Below are 15759 nucleotides of genomic sequence, written 5' to 3' on the forward strand. Positions count from 1 at the left end.
ATTAAATGATTGAGAAATAGACATACTATAAATATGATGTCTGTGATTTTAACGTTTTTTGACATGATAAGAGCATAATTGATAACTTGGAATATTTCAAAAGTAAAGTTTTATCTATTTGTTATATTAACAAATGAGGATACTTTAAAATAAGAAAAATGTCGATAAAATGGGAATAATTGTATATTTGTGTTTTTAGAAATTTGACAAAGCTTTAAATATTTGTTATTATGCCTCAGGGTGATGGAGATGTATTTCAATACACATACACATTTAAATAGTGAACAATTGTATCCTGATAGAGATCAATTTATTCAAAATGCTTTAGATCATCAAGTCGAAAATATGGTTGTTGTAGGATATGATTTAGAGTCATCAAAGAAGGCTGTTGAGATAGCTCATGAGTATTCATTTATTTATGCAGCAGTCGGAATAAGTCCTAATGATTGTAAGGATACAACTGATGAAGATTTAAATGAAATTGAAAAATTGCTTCAAGACCCATGTGTAGTGGCTTTAGGAGAAATAGGTTTAGATTATTATTGGGAAGAAGTCCCTCATGAAAAGCAAAAAGATATTTTTGTAAAGCAAATTGAAATTGCTAAAAAATATCAAAAGCCCATTGTGATTCATGCTAGAGATGCCTATGAAGATACTTACAATATCTTAAAACAAACTGCACATTATGGCATTATGCATTGTTATAGTGGATCGGCTGAAATGGCAAAACGATATGTTGATATAGGTTTTGAAATATCGTTAGCTGGACCCGTGACATTTAAGAATGCAAAAGTCCCTAAGGAAGTTGCGAAATCAATTGATATAAATCATTTGATGATTGAAACGGACTGCCCTTATTTAACACCTCACCCATTTCGAGGAAAGTTGAATGAGCCAGCAAATGTTGTGTATATTGCCCAGGAAATAGCAAAGCTAAAGAACATGGAGATAGAAGACGTTGCTAGAATCACAACATTTAATGCCAAAAAAATGTTTGGGATTAAATAAGGAGGATATTTTATGTTAAACAAAGCTAAAGAGGCGATTGTCTCGGCTGATAGCCGAACAAAAGGAATTTTAGCAATGGCGGTTGTATACGTTGTTATTATGTTAGCAACTGTATCATCTGGAGCCGTCAATCAGATTACGAATTTTATTCCAACTGTAGACATTACATTAAAAGATGGATTGCAGGAAGAAAAGGATTATTTGGTCAAGCAGGATACAGTATCAAATGTCTTAAATGAATTGAATGTTGAGTTAGATACAAAAGATACTTTAAATAAAGATAAAGAAGAGATTGTTCAACAAGATGATTATATTGAAATCACAAGAGTTGAAACAAAAACAGTAGAAAAAATAGAGAAAATACCATACTCAACAAAAACAAAAGGTAGTGGAAGCTGGACAAAAACAGTTGTTCAAGAAGGAAAAGATGGAAAAGCAAAAAGAACTTATCTTTTCACTTATGCCAATGGAAAAGAAACAAATAAACAAATGATTAAAGAAGAAATTATTGAAAAGCCAGTGGATAAAATTATTCAATATGGTGGTATCCTTGAAGGAACAACATTTACTGGTCGTTTAACTCTATATGGTGGAGATTGTACAGGATGTGGAGGTACTTCGTCATCAGGGGTTAAGCTATCACCTACAAGTGGTGTCAATAATACAAATTCGCCATATTTATATTATAATGGAAAGAAATATTATTGTTTAGCGGCAGATCGTTCTATTCCATTTGGAACTGTGATTAAAATTTCAAATCATAATTTGAATACAGAAGGAACTATTTATGGAATTGTTGTGGATCGTGGTGGAGCTATTAAGGGAAATAAAATAGATATTTTTAATGGTAGTGAAGGTTCTGGAAATAAATATTTTGGTGGAGGAACTTCATATAATACCAAATTTGAAGTTGTTTCTCTTGGTAGTGGAAATGCTAATTTTTGGAGATAGGAATGAAACTATCTCTTTTTTTATTTTATGATGACTGTGTTGACAAAAAAATATGTAAGTGTTAATATAATGATGACATGACATCATTATAACAAAAGGAGGGAGATAATGGATTTAAAATTAAATAATGGTGTAAATATACCTTGCATTGGTTTTGGAACATGGAAAATGAATGATTATGAAATTGCTGTTGAATCAGTAAAATCTGCTATTTTATGTGGATATAGACATATTGATACAGCAAGTATCTATGGTAATGAAGATGCTGTTGGTGAAGCTATAAAACAAAGTCATATAGCCAGAGATAAACTATTTATAACAACGAAATTGTGGAATACAGCGTGTTCTTATGAAGAAGCTATAGAGGCCTTTAACAAAAGTTTAGAGAAATTAAAACTTGATTATGTTGATTTGTATTTAATCCATTGGCCAGCCCCTAAAGATTGTAGATCGTTTTATCAAAAAAGAAATATCGAAATTTATCGTGCAATGGAAAAATTGTATAAAGATGGAAAGATAAAAGCTATTGGGGTAAGTAATTTTTTGAAGCATCATTTAGAGGAGTTAAGCAGTCAAATAGAAATTCCAATTATGGTCAATCAAATAGAATTCCATCCTTATTATTATGATGAAGAGACGATAGCATATTGTCAAAAACACAACATTGTTTTAGAGGCGTATAGTCCATTGGGAAGAGGTCAAGTGTTAAATGATCCTATCATCAAAAGAATAGCAAACAAATATAATAAGACACCAGCACAAATTTGTATTCGTTATGCCATAGATAATGAAATTATTCCTTTACCAAAATCTATAACTATTGAAAGAATAAAAAGTAATCATGAAGTTTTTGATTTTCAATTAACAGCCAAGGATATTCAAGAAATAAAAAATCTTAGTCATGATCATGGAAAGATTGGTTCTCATCCAGATATGGCAGATTTTTAAAGGAGGAAAACATGAAAGCTATTTTATTAGTGACACACTCTACTATGTGTGAAGGAGTAAAAGCAAGTTGCGAAATGATTATAGGACAAAAGGAAAATTTATATACATGCTCTTTAACAGAAGAAGGAGTGGATAATTTTAGAGTTCATTTAGCAGCAATTATAGAAAAATTAGAAAAAGAATATAAAGAAGTTATTATTGTAACTGACATCCCAAATGCTACGCCATATAATGAATGTTACAGATATATATTAAGTCATAAAGACTCTCATTTATGTCTGATTTCTGGCATGAATCTCGCGATGGTCATAGAGTTAGGAATGATGAGTTCTTTGGATATGGAAATGAAACAATTAGTTGATCAAGTAATAGAAACAGGAAAAATTTCTATTTGTAGTTTATAGCATTGCATTTTTATTAAAGTAATGCTATTATATTAATGTAAAGATGTCATGACAACACGATAACATAACAAAGAGAGGCGAGGGAATTATGTCATTAAGTTTGGTAAGAGTAGATGATCGTTTGATTCACGGTCAGGTTGTATTGATGTGGTCAAAGGTAAGACAGGGAGACGCTATTATTCTTTTGGTAGATGATGCTTTAGGAAGTGATCCATTTTTAAAAGAAGTCTTTTTAAATGCAGGGAATGCAATTGGAAAAAAAGTTTATATTTTTACAGTGGATCAAGCTTTAGAGAAAATACCAAAAGCAGTAGCAGGAAAGAAACACTACTATGTTATTTCAAAGAAAATTGAACAACTTTATCAATTGAATAAACATGGTATTGATTTTGGAGATGAAATTATTTTTGGTACAGCTAGTAAAGCCGAAGGAACGAGAAAAGTTTACAATAATATTTACTTATCAGAAGATGATATTCAACACTGTGATGAGTTGACACAAAAAGGAATAAAAATTCAATTTAAACTTATTCCTGATGAACAAGGATTAAGTTGGGAAACCGTAAAAAATAATTTGAAGAAGGGAGAATAATTATGGAAATTACAGTTATGCAAGCTATACTGATAGGTATTGCTTGTTGGTTAGGAAGTTGTGAAAATGCACAACCATTAGGAATCGGTTTTTCAGATGCATTATCAAGACCAATCGTAGGTGGAACGATTGTAGGATTTATCTTAGGTGATGTAGCCACAGGTATTACTATTGGAGCAGCAGTTCAAGCTATGTATCTAGGGCAAGTTTTAATTGGTGGAGTTGCTACAGCAGATATGGCATTTGTATCTTATCCATCAATTGCATTAGCGATGTTAGCGGGAGCGGATGCAACAGTAGCAGTAACATTGGCTGCAACAGTAGGTGTCTTAGGAGCAGCAGTTTTCACTGGATATGAAATTTTATGTTCTGTTTTCTATTCATTAGGTGATAAATTCATTGCAAATAATGATATTAAGAAAATGAAACTAACATATATGGTTTTACCACCTCTTACAAGTTTTGTAATCAGATTTGGTATCACTTTCTCAATTGTTATGCTTGGAAGTGCGTATGCAGCAGATTTATTAGCAGCAATTCCAGAGATAGTTTTACATATAGCAAGTGTTTTAGGAGGAATTTTACCAGCAGTAGGTATTTCTATTCTTGTCACTTATACATTAAAAGATTTTAAATTTATTATTTATTTCTTAATTGGTATTGTATGTATTACCTTCTTGGAACTTAATATGGTTGCCACTGCAGTAGTGGGTATGTGTTTAGCAGTTATGTATTATATGTTTATTGGTGGTCAAAATGAATCGACCACTCAACAAAATGATGATGACGTAGAGGAGGATGAATTGTTATGAGTGAAAAAGTAGAAACAGTAAAAGCTGAAGATAATAAAGTGACGTTAACTAAGCAAGAAGTTAATAAGAGCTGGTGGATATGGTTTAAATATTGCTTAACTGTATTTGGATATGAAAGATTACAGGCTCCAGGATTTACTTTATCTATGTTACCAATCTTGAAAAAATTTTATTCAAAAGATCCAGATAAGATGGTTGCACGTTTGAAATGTCATTCAGTTTTCTATAATACAAATCCTGTATTTGGTGCTATGGTTAATGGAATTGTCGCTTCAATGGAAGTAGAAAGAGGAAATGGAGCTAAAATTACTGATGAATTTATTAACAGTATAAAAGTTGGTTTAATGGGTCCATTAGCTGGAATTGGAGATGCTGTTACACAGGCAACGCTCCCACCAATTATTTTAAGTATTGCAATTGGATTGTCATCAGGTGGTAGTCCATTAGGAGCAGTATTTGCAGTTTTAGGTTTATACTTATCACAAATGGCTTTATCACGATTGTTCTATATGCAAGGATATAAATCTGGTAGAGAAGCTGTTTCAAAATTGTTAGGTAAGCAGATGACTAAAATACAAGATGCAATGTCTGTATTAGGATTAACAGTTGTTGGAGCAATTACTGCAAGTTATGTTAATTTAACAATTACAACTCAATATGTCAGTGAATATAGTACGATTAATTTCCAAGAGATTTTAGATGGTATTTTCCCAAAATTAATTCCAATGTGTTTAGTTTTATTGGGATATTACTTATTGAAAAAGAAAAAGATGAGTGCTGTTAAACTTATTGGAGTTTATTTAGTTATTGCAATTGTTTTAGGAGTTTTAGGTATTGTATAAAATGAGGTAAAGGGTATGGATAAGGTTATATTTTGTGATTTAGATGATACATTATTAAGACCAGAAACAAAAGAAATATTGAATGAAGATGTTCAAGCAATTCAATATTGGATTGCTAAAAAGAATAGTTTTGTGTTATGTACTGCCCGACATCATACTTTTTTAAATAATATAACGCAAAAGTTAAAACAATACGATTTTGACTGTATCGGTTGGAATGGTGCAGAAATATATATGGATCATAAAGTTGTTTGTCTATATCCTTTTTCTAACATACAATTTTTAGATATATATAAAGGCATGTATAAATATAAAGATTATGCTAAGGTCACAAATATAGATAATGTATATATATATGGAAAATTATCATCTTATACAGCAAATATGTTTAAGAAAGATCCAAACAAAGTTATTCATCAAACAATAAATGAGTATATTCTCACAGATTATAAACCAATCATTCATATAAATTATATTTTTCCAAATCAACAATTGCATAAAGAGTTTTATGAAGATTATCAAAAAAATATTCTGGATCATGAAAAACTATATCAATGTAAAGTAACATCAGATTATAGTTATGATATTACTCAAAAACAAGCTACAAAAGAGCAAGGCATCAATCAATATTTAAAACTCAATAATATACCTAAAAATAATACAATTGCTATTGGTGATAGTTTAAATGATATAGGAATGTTTGAATTTTGTCATACAAGTTTCTGTATGACACATGGTTATGAAGAAGCAAAACAAAAAGCAACATATGTCGTTGATAACATAAAAGAAGCTATTGATATTTTAGAAAGTAGGATAGAAGAATGATAGGAATGATAGCTGCTTGTTTAACAACATTATCTTTTGTACCACAAGCTATACAGGTTATTAAAACAAAAGATACATCAGGAATTTCTTTGATTATGTATTCTATGTTTGTTATAGGTGTTTTCTTATGGTTTATACATGGAATATATATAGGTGATTATGCAGTTATAGTGGCTAATTGTATTACGTTTATATTAGCTTCAATTATATTGTGTTATAAAGTGAAATATAAGTAGAGGTGATAAATGATATGGATGAAAAGTATATATTTTTAAAACCAACATTTTCAACTGCAATTTGGGGTGATGGCTCATTAGTTCATCATTATCATGTTGAAAAATATGTACCAAAAGATATGAATATAGATGAAATTACTGGTTTAGGAGCATTTTGTGGGTTACCACAAGACGCTAATGAAATTATGAATGGAAAATATAAAGGACGAAAACTCAATGAACTTTATGATGAACATCCAGAAATGTTTGGAACACCATCCACTTTAAGATGGGAGCATATCTCTGTATCTATGGGAATAGCTCATGCATGTACTGATTTAAGTATACAAGTTCATCCAACTGAAGAGTATGCATTAAAGAATTTAGGATGTCATGGAAAAAGCGAGAGTTGGTATATTGTCAATTGTCCACACAATGCTGATATTGTAATGGGACATAATGCAAAAACCATTCAGGAATTAGATGAGTATATTCAAAATAAAGATTGGAATGGTTTATTAAAACGATATCCAATTTTTCCAGGTGCTTTTTATAATATTCAAGCTGGTACATTACATGCAATACAAAAAGGAACGACTTTTATGGAAGTGTGTAATCCTTGTCCTGTTACATACCGTTTTTATGATTATGATCGATTAGATAAGCAAGGAAAACCAAGACAGCTTGATGTTGAAAAGGCTAAAGATAACATATTAGTCCCATTTGAATGTCAGGATACACATTATTCTTATCGAAATCATCAAGGTGTGACAGAAATCAAATTAACTGATAATAAGAATTTTTCGGTTTATAAATATGTTATAAATGGAAGCGGAGAATTAACGATGCCTAAACCTTATTTGGGAGCCTTTGTCATTGAAGGTCAAGGACAAATAGAAGATGTTAAACTCCAAGCGGGTGATTCTTTCTTAATTAGTGCCAATGTAAAAAAATTAATGTGGAAAGGAGAAATGACAGTTTTAGCATATTATGGGTAATTCTAAAATTGTTAGATATATTATATGTATGAAGTAGAAAATAGAATACCGAATTTTGATTTATATCCAAAGAAAAAAATAGATATTAATGCTAAAGTAGGAATCTTAGACATTATTGATGAAATTAATAACAAGATAAAATCAATTCAAAAAGATTGTATTGTTGTTTGTTTTGATTATTATCATGGTGTTAATGAAATATTATTTGAAGATATTGCTAAAGCACTACAACCACAATTGATTATTCATTCTGATATTGCTAAATATGATGAATCAATGATTCAAAATAAGTTTGGAAAGTTTATTACTGAAGATCGTGTTAATGGGGTATTTAGTGTAGGTAATATTGAAGAATTCTTTGATGTTGATAAAATCAAAGACATACAAAATAAAATTCAAGGAACCAAAGGTTTAGTTATAGTTTATGGTGTTGCATCTCAAGTTGTTTGTAATCCTGATATTCTTATTTCTGGTTCAATTAGCTATCAAACAATTAAAGATAGATATAACCAAGGTTTAGGAAATTGGGGTGCACATAATGAAGATGAAGAATATTTGAGAAAAGAAAAGAGATTTAATTTCTTAGAAAGTAGAGTTCAAGACAAGCATAAAAGAGAGATTTATAAAAAATGTGATTATGTTATTGATTGTAATAAAGATGATCAATTTGTTATGGTTACAAAAAATGACTTTGATAAGATTGTATCTCAATTTTCAACAAGTCCATTTAAACCTATTCCTATCTTTATGAAAGGAGTATGGGGTGGTCACTGGTGTCAAAAAGTTTTAAATGCGGGAAAAGATTTAGAAAATACTGCTTGGGGAATCACTGGATTTTTGGATTGTCAAGCTGTAGCAGCACAATTAAATAATGCAGTTTTTGAGTTTCCATCAACTGATTTGATTTTATGTAATCCTAAAGAAGTATTAGGAAGAAAAATTTGGTATCTTTATGGAAACCGATGTCCTTTACATGTCAATTTCTTGGATACTTGGGGTGGAGGAAATCTTAGTTTACAAGTTCACCCAACACTTGCATATGCTCAAGAAGTATTTAATTCATCATGGGGACATTATGAAAGCTATTATATGTTAGATGCTTGTGATGAAAGTTCTGTTTATTTAGGAACAAAAGATGGTGTCAAACTTGATGATTTAGTAGAAGCTTTTGAAACAGCACAAGAAACTGGTGAATTTGATGATGAGAAATGGATAAATCATTTCCCAATGAAAAAACATGATCATGTCTTTATTCCAGGTGGAACAATTCATTCGGCTGGAAAAAATACATTAACACTTGAAATTGATATGTTTTGTTTTACGACGTTCAAGTTATGGGATTGGGGACGTGTAGATTTTGATGGAAAACCACGACCAATTAATATAGATCATGGAAAACATGTTATTCAGGAAGAATTCCAAACTCAAATGATTAAAGATCAATTTATTTCTAAAAAACAAGAAGTAGATAGAGGATATGGATGGCGTAAAGAAAGAAGTGGAACAATGCCATTTGAAGCTCCTATGGAAGTCAATAGATACTGGTTTAGTAAATCAGTACATTTTGATCCTAATGATTGCATTGTAATTCATGTGTTAGTTGAAGGAGAAGAAGCTATTATTGAAAGTTTAGATGATAGTTTTGAACCAGTTGTCATTCATTATGCAGAAGCAGTGTTTGTACCACCAGCTGCAGGACAATATACTATTAAACCATATGGAAAATCTAAATCTCAAGAATGTGCAGTATTAGAAATTTATATGGATATATAGGAGGTTATTATGTACGAAAAAATAAATGAAAGAATACCGAACTTTGATTTACATCCTGTTTTTACAATAGATGGAACACAATCATGGAAAGGATATCAAGAAATTAGCAAAATTATTGATCATGAAATGCAAAAATATGAATCGAAGTGTGTTTTGGTTATTGACTCATATTATCATATTAATCATAAAGAATTAAGAGAGTATTTCATAGATAACATTAAACCTCAATTAGTTATTTGTACAGATGATCTGAGAGCAGATGATGATATACTACATGAGAGATTAGATAAGTTCATCACTAATGATCGCATTAATGGTGTATTTGCTATTGGACAAATTGATGAATATTTTGATAGTGAAAAAATAAAGACAGCACAAGAATTGATTCATAATACTACACAAGGAATGATTGTCGTATATGGCATTGGAGCTGCATTGGTTACAAAAGGCGATATTCTTGTTTATAATAATATAACTATTCAAAGAGTTAAAGATGGATATCTTTCATCATTGTCAAATTGGGGAATGAACAATCCTCATGAAGATCCACTTACAAAAGAAAAAATTTTCAATTTTGTTGAAGCTAAATATTTTGATAATCATAAACGACATCTTTTTAATGATATGGATTATGTCATTGATGGAGATGATATAGATAATCCTGTTATGGTAACTGGAGATGATTTTAGAAAAACTTTAAATTATTTTGCTTCACATCCTTTCAAATTAGAGCCATTCTTTAACAGAGGCGTATGGGGTGGACATTGGTGTAAAGATGTTTTGAAAGGAGGATTAGATAAAGAAAATACTGCTTGGGGTATGACAGGATGGATGAATTTTCAAAATGCATTAGCAAAATTAGGAAATCATGAATTTAGAATTGTTGGTAGAGATATTGTTCAATACAAACCTATTGAATTTCTAGGAAATCAAAATTATTTCTGGTTTGGATATAATTGTCCAGTAGGATGTGACTTTTTAGATACTTGGGGTGGTGGCAATCTTAGTTTGCAGGTTCATCCAGATATTAGCTATGCTCAAGAAGAATTTAACTTCCCATTTGGACATTATGAAAGTTATTATATGTTAGATACATCTGAAAATTCACAAGTTTATCTAGGAATTAAAGAAGGTGTAAAAAAAGATGATTTAGTAAAAGCTTTTAAAGATGCACAAATAACAGGTAAATTTGATGATGAAAAATGGATTAATCATTTTCCTATGAAAAACCATGATCATATTTATATACCAAGTGGAACAATTCATGCATCTGGTAAAGATACTTTGGTATTAGAAATTAACCCGATTGGATTCCAAACATTCAAGTTGTGGGATTGGGGACGTATTGATGCTGATGGTAAACCTAGACCGATTAATATAGATCATGGTGAAAAGGTTATCCAAGAGAGATATCAAACACAATTTGTAAAAGATCACCTTATTTCAAAGAAAGCTGAAATTGCTAGAGGAACAGGTTGGAGAAAAGAACATAGTGGAACGATGGAATATGAATTATTAAAAGTCGATCGTTATTGGTTTAATAAACCTATCTTTTTTGAAACGAAAGATCATGTAAAACTTCATGTTTTAGTTGAAGGAGAAGAAGCTATGATTGTAAGTCCAAACAATGAGTTTGAACCTATTGAAATGCATTATGCTGAAGCTGTCTTTATTCCAGCTAGTATAGGTCAGTATGTAATTAAACCTAAAAATAGAAGTGATGAAGATTTAGCAGTTTTAGAGATTTATATGGATATGGGAAATGCTTATCAATAAAACCTCCCTTTTTTGAAAAAAATAGGGCATTTAACCCTATTTTTTTCAAATTTATAAGAATATTAAATGGGTAAGATTTGGAAAAAATGTTACAATAAAACAGAAGGGGTTGAAATAAAATGAAATATATTATTGATAAGAATATACCTTTACCACTATATTATCAATTAAAACAAATTATAATCAATTTAATTGATGATGGTGTTTATAAGGAAGATGAAACTATTCCAACAGAACATGAATTAATTGAAAAATATCAATTAAGTAGAACAACTGTTAGACAAGCATTAAATGAATTAGTGACGGAAGGATATTTATATAAAAGAAAAGGAGTTGGAACATTCGTTTCATCAACGAAGAAAATAAATGATCAACAAGATATTATAAACTCAACAATATATAAATTAGATAAAGTTATTAATAGAAATGGATATGTTTGTAAAACGAAGTTTATGAATGTTGGGACTGTTGAAGCTACTCCAGATATTGCTAAACGTTTATCAATAGATGTAGGTGAACAAGTATGGTATATGGATAGAGTCAGATATGCTGGGATAAAGGCAGCATCATTTTCACGTTCATATATTCATAAAAAACTATTAGATGATTTTGATAAAGATGCAAAAGAAGCTGCACAACATTTTTATCAGTATTTAGATAGTAAAGGATTAAAAGTATCTATTATTCGTGAAACATTAATTCCAAGTTTACCAGATAGTGAAGTCAGAAAAATTTTAGAGGTTAGCTCAAAAAATCCAATAATGCTTGTTCAAGATATTGGATATGCAGAAGATGGAACAGTTATAGAATATTCTATTTCTTCTTTAGATGTGACCTTTATTAATATGACAGCAACTTTTAAAAGAGGATAGAATGAAGCCATATATTATTTTTGATATGGATGGAGTTATTATTGATAGTGAAAGTTGGTATATGGATCAATTAAAAGAATTTCTACATTCTCAAGGATACGATATACCAAAAAGCCATTTGATTGAAATGATGGGCTTAGATGCCAAAGATACATTTAAGAAATTAGAAAAATATATTGTAAATCAAGATAAAATTCAATATCTTTTTGAAAAGTATCTTTCACAAATACAGATTCCAAATTATCAGCAAATTATATTCCCTCATGTCCAAGAGTGTATTGAGAATATCTTTCAAAAAGATATTGATATAATTATTGCATCATCATCACCTCGAGAAATTATAGAAAAAGTGCTTATTGAATTAAACCTTTATGCATATATATCTTATTTTGTAGGAAGAGAAGATGTTCAATATTCAAAACCTAATCCAGAAATTTATTTATCTATTCTAAAACATCAAAATGGGGAAAAACCATTATTTGTTGTTGAAGATAGTACTTATGGAATACAGGCTGCAAAGCAGGCAGGATTAAAAGTAGTAGCGTATTATTCAGGAAAATTTCAAAATGATCAAAGTGAAAGTGATCTTATTATAACGAATCATTTGCAAATTATAGATATCATAATGGGAGGAAAAAATCATGACAAAAGAAGAACTTGCGCGTATATTTGATCATACATTTTTAAAGGCTTATGCCTCAAGAGATGATTTTATTCAATTATGTAATGAAGCAAAAAGTATTGGGGCGGCAATGGTAGCCATTAATAGTGAACCTGTAAAGTTATGTAAAGAGTTATTACAAGGAACAAATATTCATGTGGGAGCAGCTATTTCTTTTCCTTTAGGACAAACAACACTAGATATCAAATTGGCTGAAACAAAGCAGGCTATTGATGATGGTGCAGATGAGATAGATTATGTGATAAACATAGGTAAAGCAAAGATGCATGATTGGAATTATATTGAACAGGAAATGAGAAGCATTGTTGAACTGTGTCATGAAAGTCAGGTGATTTGTAAGGTTATTTTTGAAAATTGTTATTTAACAAAAGAAGAGATTGTAAAAATAGCTGAAATTGCTAAAGAGGTTAAACCAGACTATATCAAAACAAGTACAGGTTTTGGCACTTCAGGAGCAACTGTAGAAGATGTGCGTTTAATGAAAGAAACAGTAGGTAATGAAGTGAAAGTCAAAGCTGCTGGAGGAATACGTGATTGGAAAACTTGTCAAGCTATGATTGAAGCAGGAGCCAGTCGTATAGGAACAAGCAGTTCATTAAAAATATTGGAAGAATTTCAACAGGAGTAAGGTATAAAAGATGGTTTCAAATCAATTTTGAAATCATTTTTTTATTTTTTTCGGTAATCTAAAATAACACGGGGTTGTGGGGTTTTGGATTATAAGAAATTGTGGGAAGGCTGTTCTTCCCACAATTTTAAAACTGTATAGGAGAATCATAATCTGATGATGGGTCATGGTTCTTTTTTTCTGCTTTTTCTATCAGTTTATCTAACTTCAGATTGATTTCCTGAGTCAAGTCATCCAGTTCATCTGCATATTCGTATATCATATTGAGTCTGTATAGTATGTCTTCCAGCAGACGTTGTCTGCTGATAATGCTTACATCATGATTGTCCACAATCAGTGTATAAATCTTTTTTCTTGTCACCATTCTGTAAAATCCCCCTTGTTTTTGATTGGATACAGGTGATATGTTGAGTCTTTATTGAGACTGTACATGATTCTTGTCTTGAAACGATGCCAGTTGAGGTATCCGTTTGAACTGTGTTTCAGCAGCTTGATGGATTTGTTTCTGTTTTCAATCAGGCCGTTTGATATGCGTCTTCCATTTGCCGGCACAAATGAATTCACAATCTCATATTTCCATTTGACCAGTGTATTCCCAAAATCCATCATTTCCTTGATCTGGGAATTCCTGAAGGATATGATCAGCTCTTCTATGTTCTTCAATGCGTTTTTTTCATTGGATCTGCTGTAAAATTCATCCAGCTCATATTTAAGATCATAGGCTAGATCCAGTACAGGGTCATGTCTGACCATGAACTCAAGGATATCATAATAGTTGTAATACCCCTCAAGGGTATGATTGTATATCTTCTTTTCGTTAGGGTCGAATATTCTATTGTCATTGGAGAAGAGCATCCAGTTGAATTTCTTTAATGCATAGTAATGCTTGGATGCTTCCTTTAACTCAAGCTTTTCAGTCTTGGTTTTTTCTTTTTTCTTCTCAAGATATTTTTTTCTGGAATAATACTTATTCATGACATCGATTCTCACTCTGTCAATTTTTCTTCCAAATTCCTGCTTCACATGAAAATGGTCGGTTGCACATATTGCATTTGGAAACATGATTTTCGATACGATTCTGTATGTTTCCCACATGTCAAAGGAAACAATTTTGACATTCTTCCTTTCCTCAAGAGGAATGGAGAAGAAATAATCCATGAGTGTCTGCTTTCTTCTTGACGGAAGGACATCGACAATATTTTGTGTTTCGAAGTCGACAAGAACGCATACGTACTTACTGTGAGCAGACTTGAATGCATAGACCTCATCTATCAGCAGATACTCAGGCAGAGGTCTTCTTGATATGGAGACAAATGAGTCAAATACATGTGCAGCTGTTGTCTGGGATATGTGGTATCGTTCGGCCACATCCCTGAATGTCATGTTTGGCTTTCTCAAATCCTCCAGGATATTATATACAGTCGCCAGAGAGATTCTTGAGCCAGCAACGGTAAAGGGATTGGACTCCATAAATGTCTTATGGCATTTTGGACATCTATATCTGCGAGCTCTGTAATTGATGATGCATTTCTTGTTTGTCAGTATGGAATGGTTGATATGCTTGACACTATAGTCCTTGACTCTGTCTGTCATGTTGAGGCAGACAGGACACTGGTGGGGCTTCTTCTTCAGTGTCACATCAATATAGATACCATCCTTTTGATGATGGATATCGAATGTTTCGATATCCTTGTCCTCGATATTGAAGAAAACAAGGAAATCATTCTGGGAAATGATGCAGCTGGACATGGTCGTGGTATTATCACACATCGTCATCACCATCCAAAGCCAATAGAATCTGTAATTTCATAAAACATCCCGTCCTTTCTTTTTCTACATCTTCATGATAGAGGAAATGGAAGCAGAAAGACATAAAGGTCATGTGGTTTGAAAAGAGAAATACAGTTTTCTGGAAAATTTCTTATAGATGAGCAGTTCATCTATTGGGCAGTTGCCAAGCTTAACGATGAAATAGTATATGTGAGACAGTTCGATAATAAGATGATCTGTTGAATCAGAAAGAATGGAAACAATATCATCGAAGGAGACAGCAGATAGGAAAGGAATCATGGGAAAAAGAAGCAGCGCATGAGTTTTGCCGCAATGAGGGCATATGACTCTCTGGATGTTGATGGAGCTGTCCTTGAAGTTTCTTTTATAGTAGCCATGAACAGACAAGCCTCTATGAGAGCATTTTGGACATGACAGAAGAGACAAATCCAGTGAAAAGATAACATTGGAATAATTTTTTTGATTAATGGTATTGATTTTTCTGCTGGTTTTTAATATTATCATATTGTCGTTAGGACAAGATGAGACTCAACTTTGGTCGGGAGGGTTTCATCTTTTTTTCTTTCTATAGATTTCAGAAGATATATCCTGATAATACCATTATAGAATTTCCCGTGATTTTAAACCAGCATAAGAGAAAAC

The 15759-nt window shown here is 31.3% G+C and carries 18 protein-coding genes; 15 read left to right on the forward strand and 3 right to left on the reverse strand.

Features of this window, described 5'->3' with window-relative positions:
* Positions 1 to 249: 249 nt before the first annotated feature.
* From B5E79_RS03800 to deoC, 15 genes are all read left to right on the forward strand, one after another.
* On the forward strand, positions 250 to 1008 hold the full coding sequence (locus B5E79_RS03800) for a TatD family hydrolase (RefSeq protein WP_087297033.1): 759 nt from the start codon (positions 250 to 252) through the stop codon (positions 1006 to 1008).
* A gap of 12 nt (positions 1009 to 1020) precedes the next feature.
* Positions 1021 to 1959, forward strand: a complete 939-nt coding sequence (locus B5E79_RS03805; RefSeq protein WP_087297034.1) for a 3D domain-containing protein — start codon at positions 1021 to 1023, stop codon at positions 1957 to 1959.
* Positions 1960 to 2067: 108 nt separating this feature from the next.
* Complete coding sequence (locus tag B5E79_RS03810; protein WP_087297035.1) at positions 2068 to 2907, forward strand: aldo/keto reductase; 840 nt, start codon at positions 2068 to 2070, stop codon at positions 2905 to 2907.
* Positions 2908 to 2918: 11 nt separating this feature from the next.
* Positions 2919 to 3311 (forward strand): PTS sugar transporter subunit IIA, encoded by a 393-nt coding sequence (locus B5E79_RS03815; protein WP_087297036.1) that lies wholly within the window; start codon positions 2919 to 2921, stop codon positions 3309 to 3311.
* 88 nt (positions 3312 to 3399) lie between these two features.
* Positions 3400 to 3903, forward strand: coding sequence for a PTS sugar transporter subunit IIB (locus B5E79_RS03820; RefSeq protein ID WP_087297037.1), 504 nt, complete (start codon positions 3400 to 3402; stop codon positions 3901 to 3903).
* A gap of 2 nt (positions 3904 to 3905) precedes the next feature.
* A complete protein-coding gene (locus B5E79_RS03825) occupies positions 3906 to 4715 on the forward strand; it encodes a PTS mannose/fructose/sorbose/N-acetylgalactosamine transporter subunit IIC (RefSeq protein WP_087297038.1) in 810 nt (269 codons plus the stop codon).
* Positions 4712 to 5557 (forward strand): PTS system mannose/fructose/sorbose family transporter subunit IID, encoded by an 846-nt coding sequence (locus tag B5E79_RS03830; RefSeq protein ID WP_087297039.1) that lies wholly within the window; start codon positions 4712 to 4714, stop codon positions 5555 to 5557. The genes B5E79_RS03825 and B5E79_RS03830 overlap by 4 nt, the downstream gene beginning before the upstream one ends.
* A gap of 15 nt (positions 5558 to 5572) precedes the next feature.
* On the forward strand, positions 5573 to 6382 hold the full coding sequence (locus B5E79_RS03835) for a Cof-type HAD-IIB family hydrolase (protein ID WP_087297040.1): 810 nt from the start codon (positions 5573 to 5575) through the stop codon (positions 6380 to 6382).
* Positions 6379 to 6618 (forward strand): SemiSWEET transporter, encoded by a 240-nt coding sequence (locus B5E79_RS03840; protein ID WP_087297041.1) that lies wholly within the window; start codon positions 6379 to 6381, stop codon positions 6616 to 6618. Before B5E79_RS03835 ends, B5E79_RS03840 begins: the two co-directional genes overlap by 4 nt.
* A gap of 14 nt (positions 6619 to 6632) precedes the next feature.
* Positions 6633 to 7595, forward strand: a complete 963-nt coding sequence (locus B5E79_RS03845; protein ID WP_087297042.1) for a class I mannose-6-phosphate isomerase — start codon at positions 6633 to 6635, stop codon at positions 7593 to 7595.
* Between the two features lie 24 nt (positions 7596 to 7619).
* Positions 7620 to 9368 (forward strand): class I mannose-6-phosphate isomerase, encoded by a 1749-nt coding sequence (locus B5E79_RS03850; RefSeq protein ID WP_087297043.1) that lies wholly within the window; start codon positions 7620 to 7622, stop codon positions 9366 to 9368.
* 9 nt (positions 9369 to 9377) lie between these two features.
* Positions 9378 to 11144 (forward strand): class I mannose-6-phosphate isomerase, encoded by a 1767-nt coding sequence (locus B5E79_RS03855; RefSeq protein WP_087297044.1) that lies wholly within the window; start codon positions 9378 to 9380, stop codon positions 11142 to 11144.
* A 119-nt stretch (positions 11145 to 11263) separates the two neighbouring features.
* Positions 11264 to 12016: a GntR family transcriptional regulator gene (locus B5E79_RS03860; protein ID WP_087297045.1), complete on the forward strand. Its 753-nt coding sequence runs from the start codon at positions 11264 to 11266 to the stop codon at positions 12014 to 12016.
* A gap of 1 nt (position 12017) precedes the next feature.
* Positions 12018 to 12689 (forward strand): HAD family hydrolase, encoded by a 672-nt coding sequence (locus B5E79_RS03865; RefSeq protein WP_087297046.1) that lies wholly within the window; start codon positions 12018 to 12020, stop codon positions 12687 to 12689.
* Positions 12658 to 13326, forward strand: coding sequence for a deoxyribose-phosphate aldolase (gene deoC, locus B5E79_RS03870; RefSeq protein WP_087297047.1), 669 nt, complete (start codon positions 12658 to 12660; stop codon positions 13324 to 13326). Before B5E79_RS03865 ends, deoC begins: the two co-directional genes overlap by 32 nt.
* A gap of 127 nt (positions 13327 to 13453) precedes the next feature.
* Here the strand turns inward: deoC and B5E79_RS03875 are convergent, their stop codons facing one another.
* The 3 genes from B5E79_RS03875 to B5E79_RS13995 form a co-directional block, all read right to left on the reverse strand.
* On the reverse strand, positions 13454 to 13690 hold the full coding sequence (locus B5E79_RS03875) for a hypothetical protein (protein ID WP_087297048.1): 237 nt from the start codon (positions 13688 to 13690) through the stop codon (positions 13454 to 13456).
* Complete coding sequence (locus B5E79_RS03880; RefSeq protein ID WP_143746764.1) at positions 13684 to 15096, reverse strand: ISL3 family transposase; 1413 nt, start codon at positions 15094 to 15096, stop codon at positions 13684 to 13686. Before B5E79_RS03880 ends, B5E79_RS03875 begins: the two co-directional genes overlap by 7 nt.
* Positions 15097 to 15204: 108 nt before the next feature.
* Complete coding sequence (locus tag B5E79_RS13995; protein WP_353477938.1) at positions 15205 to 15621, reverse strand: DUF6431 domain-containing protein; 417 nt, start codon at positions 15619 to 15621, stop codon at positions 15205 to 15207.
* Between the last annotated feature and the right edge of the window lie 138 nt (positions 15622 to 15759).

The sequence above is a fragment of the Massilimicrobiota sp. An134 genome (assembly GCF_002160815.1).
Lineage (GTDB): Bacteria > Bacillota_I > Bacilli_A > Erysipelotrichales > Coprobacillaceae > Allocoprobacillus > Allocoprobacillus merdigallinarum.

What these genes read in the sequence shown, in the direction of transcription:
- B5E79_RS03800 (WP_087297033.1), top strand. Translation starts at nt 250, where the DNA reads ATGTATTTCAATACACATACACATTTAAATAGTGAACAATTGTATCCT.
- B5E79_RS03805 (WP_087297034.1), top strand. Translation starts at nt 1,021, where the DNA reads ATGTTAAACAAAGCTAAAGAGGCGATTGTCTCGGCTGATAGCCGAACA.
- B5E79_RS03810 (WP_087297035.1), top strand. Translation starts at nt 2,068, where the DNA reads ATGGATTTAAAATTAAATAATGGTGTAAATATACCTTGCATTGGTTTT.
- B5E79_RS03815 (WP_087297036.1), top strand. Translation starts at nt 2,919, where the DNA reads ATGAAAGCTATTTTATTAGTGACACACTCTACTATGTGTGAAGGAGTA.
- B5E79_RS03820 (WP_087297037.1), top strand. Translation starts at nt 3,400, where the DNA reads ATGTCATTAAGTTTGGTAAGAGTAGATGATCGTTTGATTCACGGTCAG.
- B5E79_RS03825 (WP_087297038.1), top strand. Translation starts at nt 3,906, where the DNA reads ATGGAAATTACAGTTATGCAAGCTATACTGATAGGTATTGCTTGTTGG.
- B5E79_RS03830 (WP_087297039.1), top strand. Translation starts at nt 4,712, where the DNA reads ATGAGTGAAAAAGTAGAAACAGTAAAAGCTGAAGATAATAAAGTGACG.
- B5E79_RS03835 (WP_087297040.1), top strand. Translation starts at nt 5,573, where the DNA reads ATGGATAAGGTTATATTTTGTGATTTAGATGATACATTATTAAGACCA.
- B5E79_RS03840 (WP_087297041.1), top strand. Translation starts at nt 6,379, where the DNA reads ATGATAGGAATGATAGCTGCTTGTTTAACAACATTATCTTTTGTACCA.
- B5E79_RS03845 (WP_087297042.1), top strand. Translation starts at nt 6,633, where the DNA reads ATGGATGAAAAGTATATATTTTTAAAACCAACATTTTCAACTGCAATT.
- B5E79_RS03850 (WP_087297043.1), top strand. Translation starts at nt 7,620, where the DNA reads ATGTATGAAGTAGAAAATAGAATACCGAATTTTGATTTATATCCAAAG.
- B5E79_RS03855 (WP_087297044.1), top strand. Translation starts at nt 9,378, where the DNA reads ATGTACGAAAAAATAAATGAAAGAATACCGAACTTTGATTTACATCCT.
- B5E79_RS03860 (WP_087297045.1), top strand. Translation starts at nt 11,264, where the DNA reads ATGAAATATATTATTGATAAGAATATACCTTTACCACTATATTATCAA.
- B5E79_RS03865 (WP_087297046.1), top strand. Translation starts at nt 12,018, where the DNA reads ATGAAGCCATATATTATTTTTGATATGGATGGAGTTATTATTGATAGT.
- deoC (WP_087297047.1), top strand. Translation starts at nt 12,658, where the DNA reads ATGACAAAAGAAGAACTTGCGCGTATATTTGATCATACATTTTTAAAG.
- B5E79_RS03875 (WP_087297048.1), bottom strand. Translation starts at nt 13,690, where the DNA reads ATGGTGACAAGAAAAAAGATTTATACACTGATTGTGGACAATCATGAT.
- B5E79_RS03880 (WP_143746764.1), bottom strand. Translation starts at nt 15,096, where the DNA reads ATGTGTGATAATACCACGACCATGTCCAGCTGCATCATTTCCCAGAAT.
- B5E79_RS13995 (WP_353477938.1), bottom strand. Translation starts at nt 15,621, where the DNA reads ATGATAATATTAAAAACCAGCAGAAAAATCAATACCATTAATCAAAAA.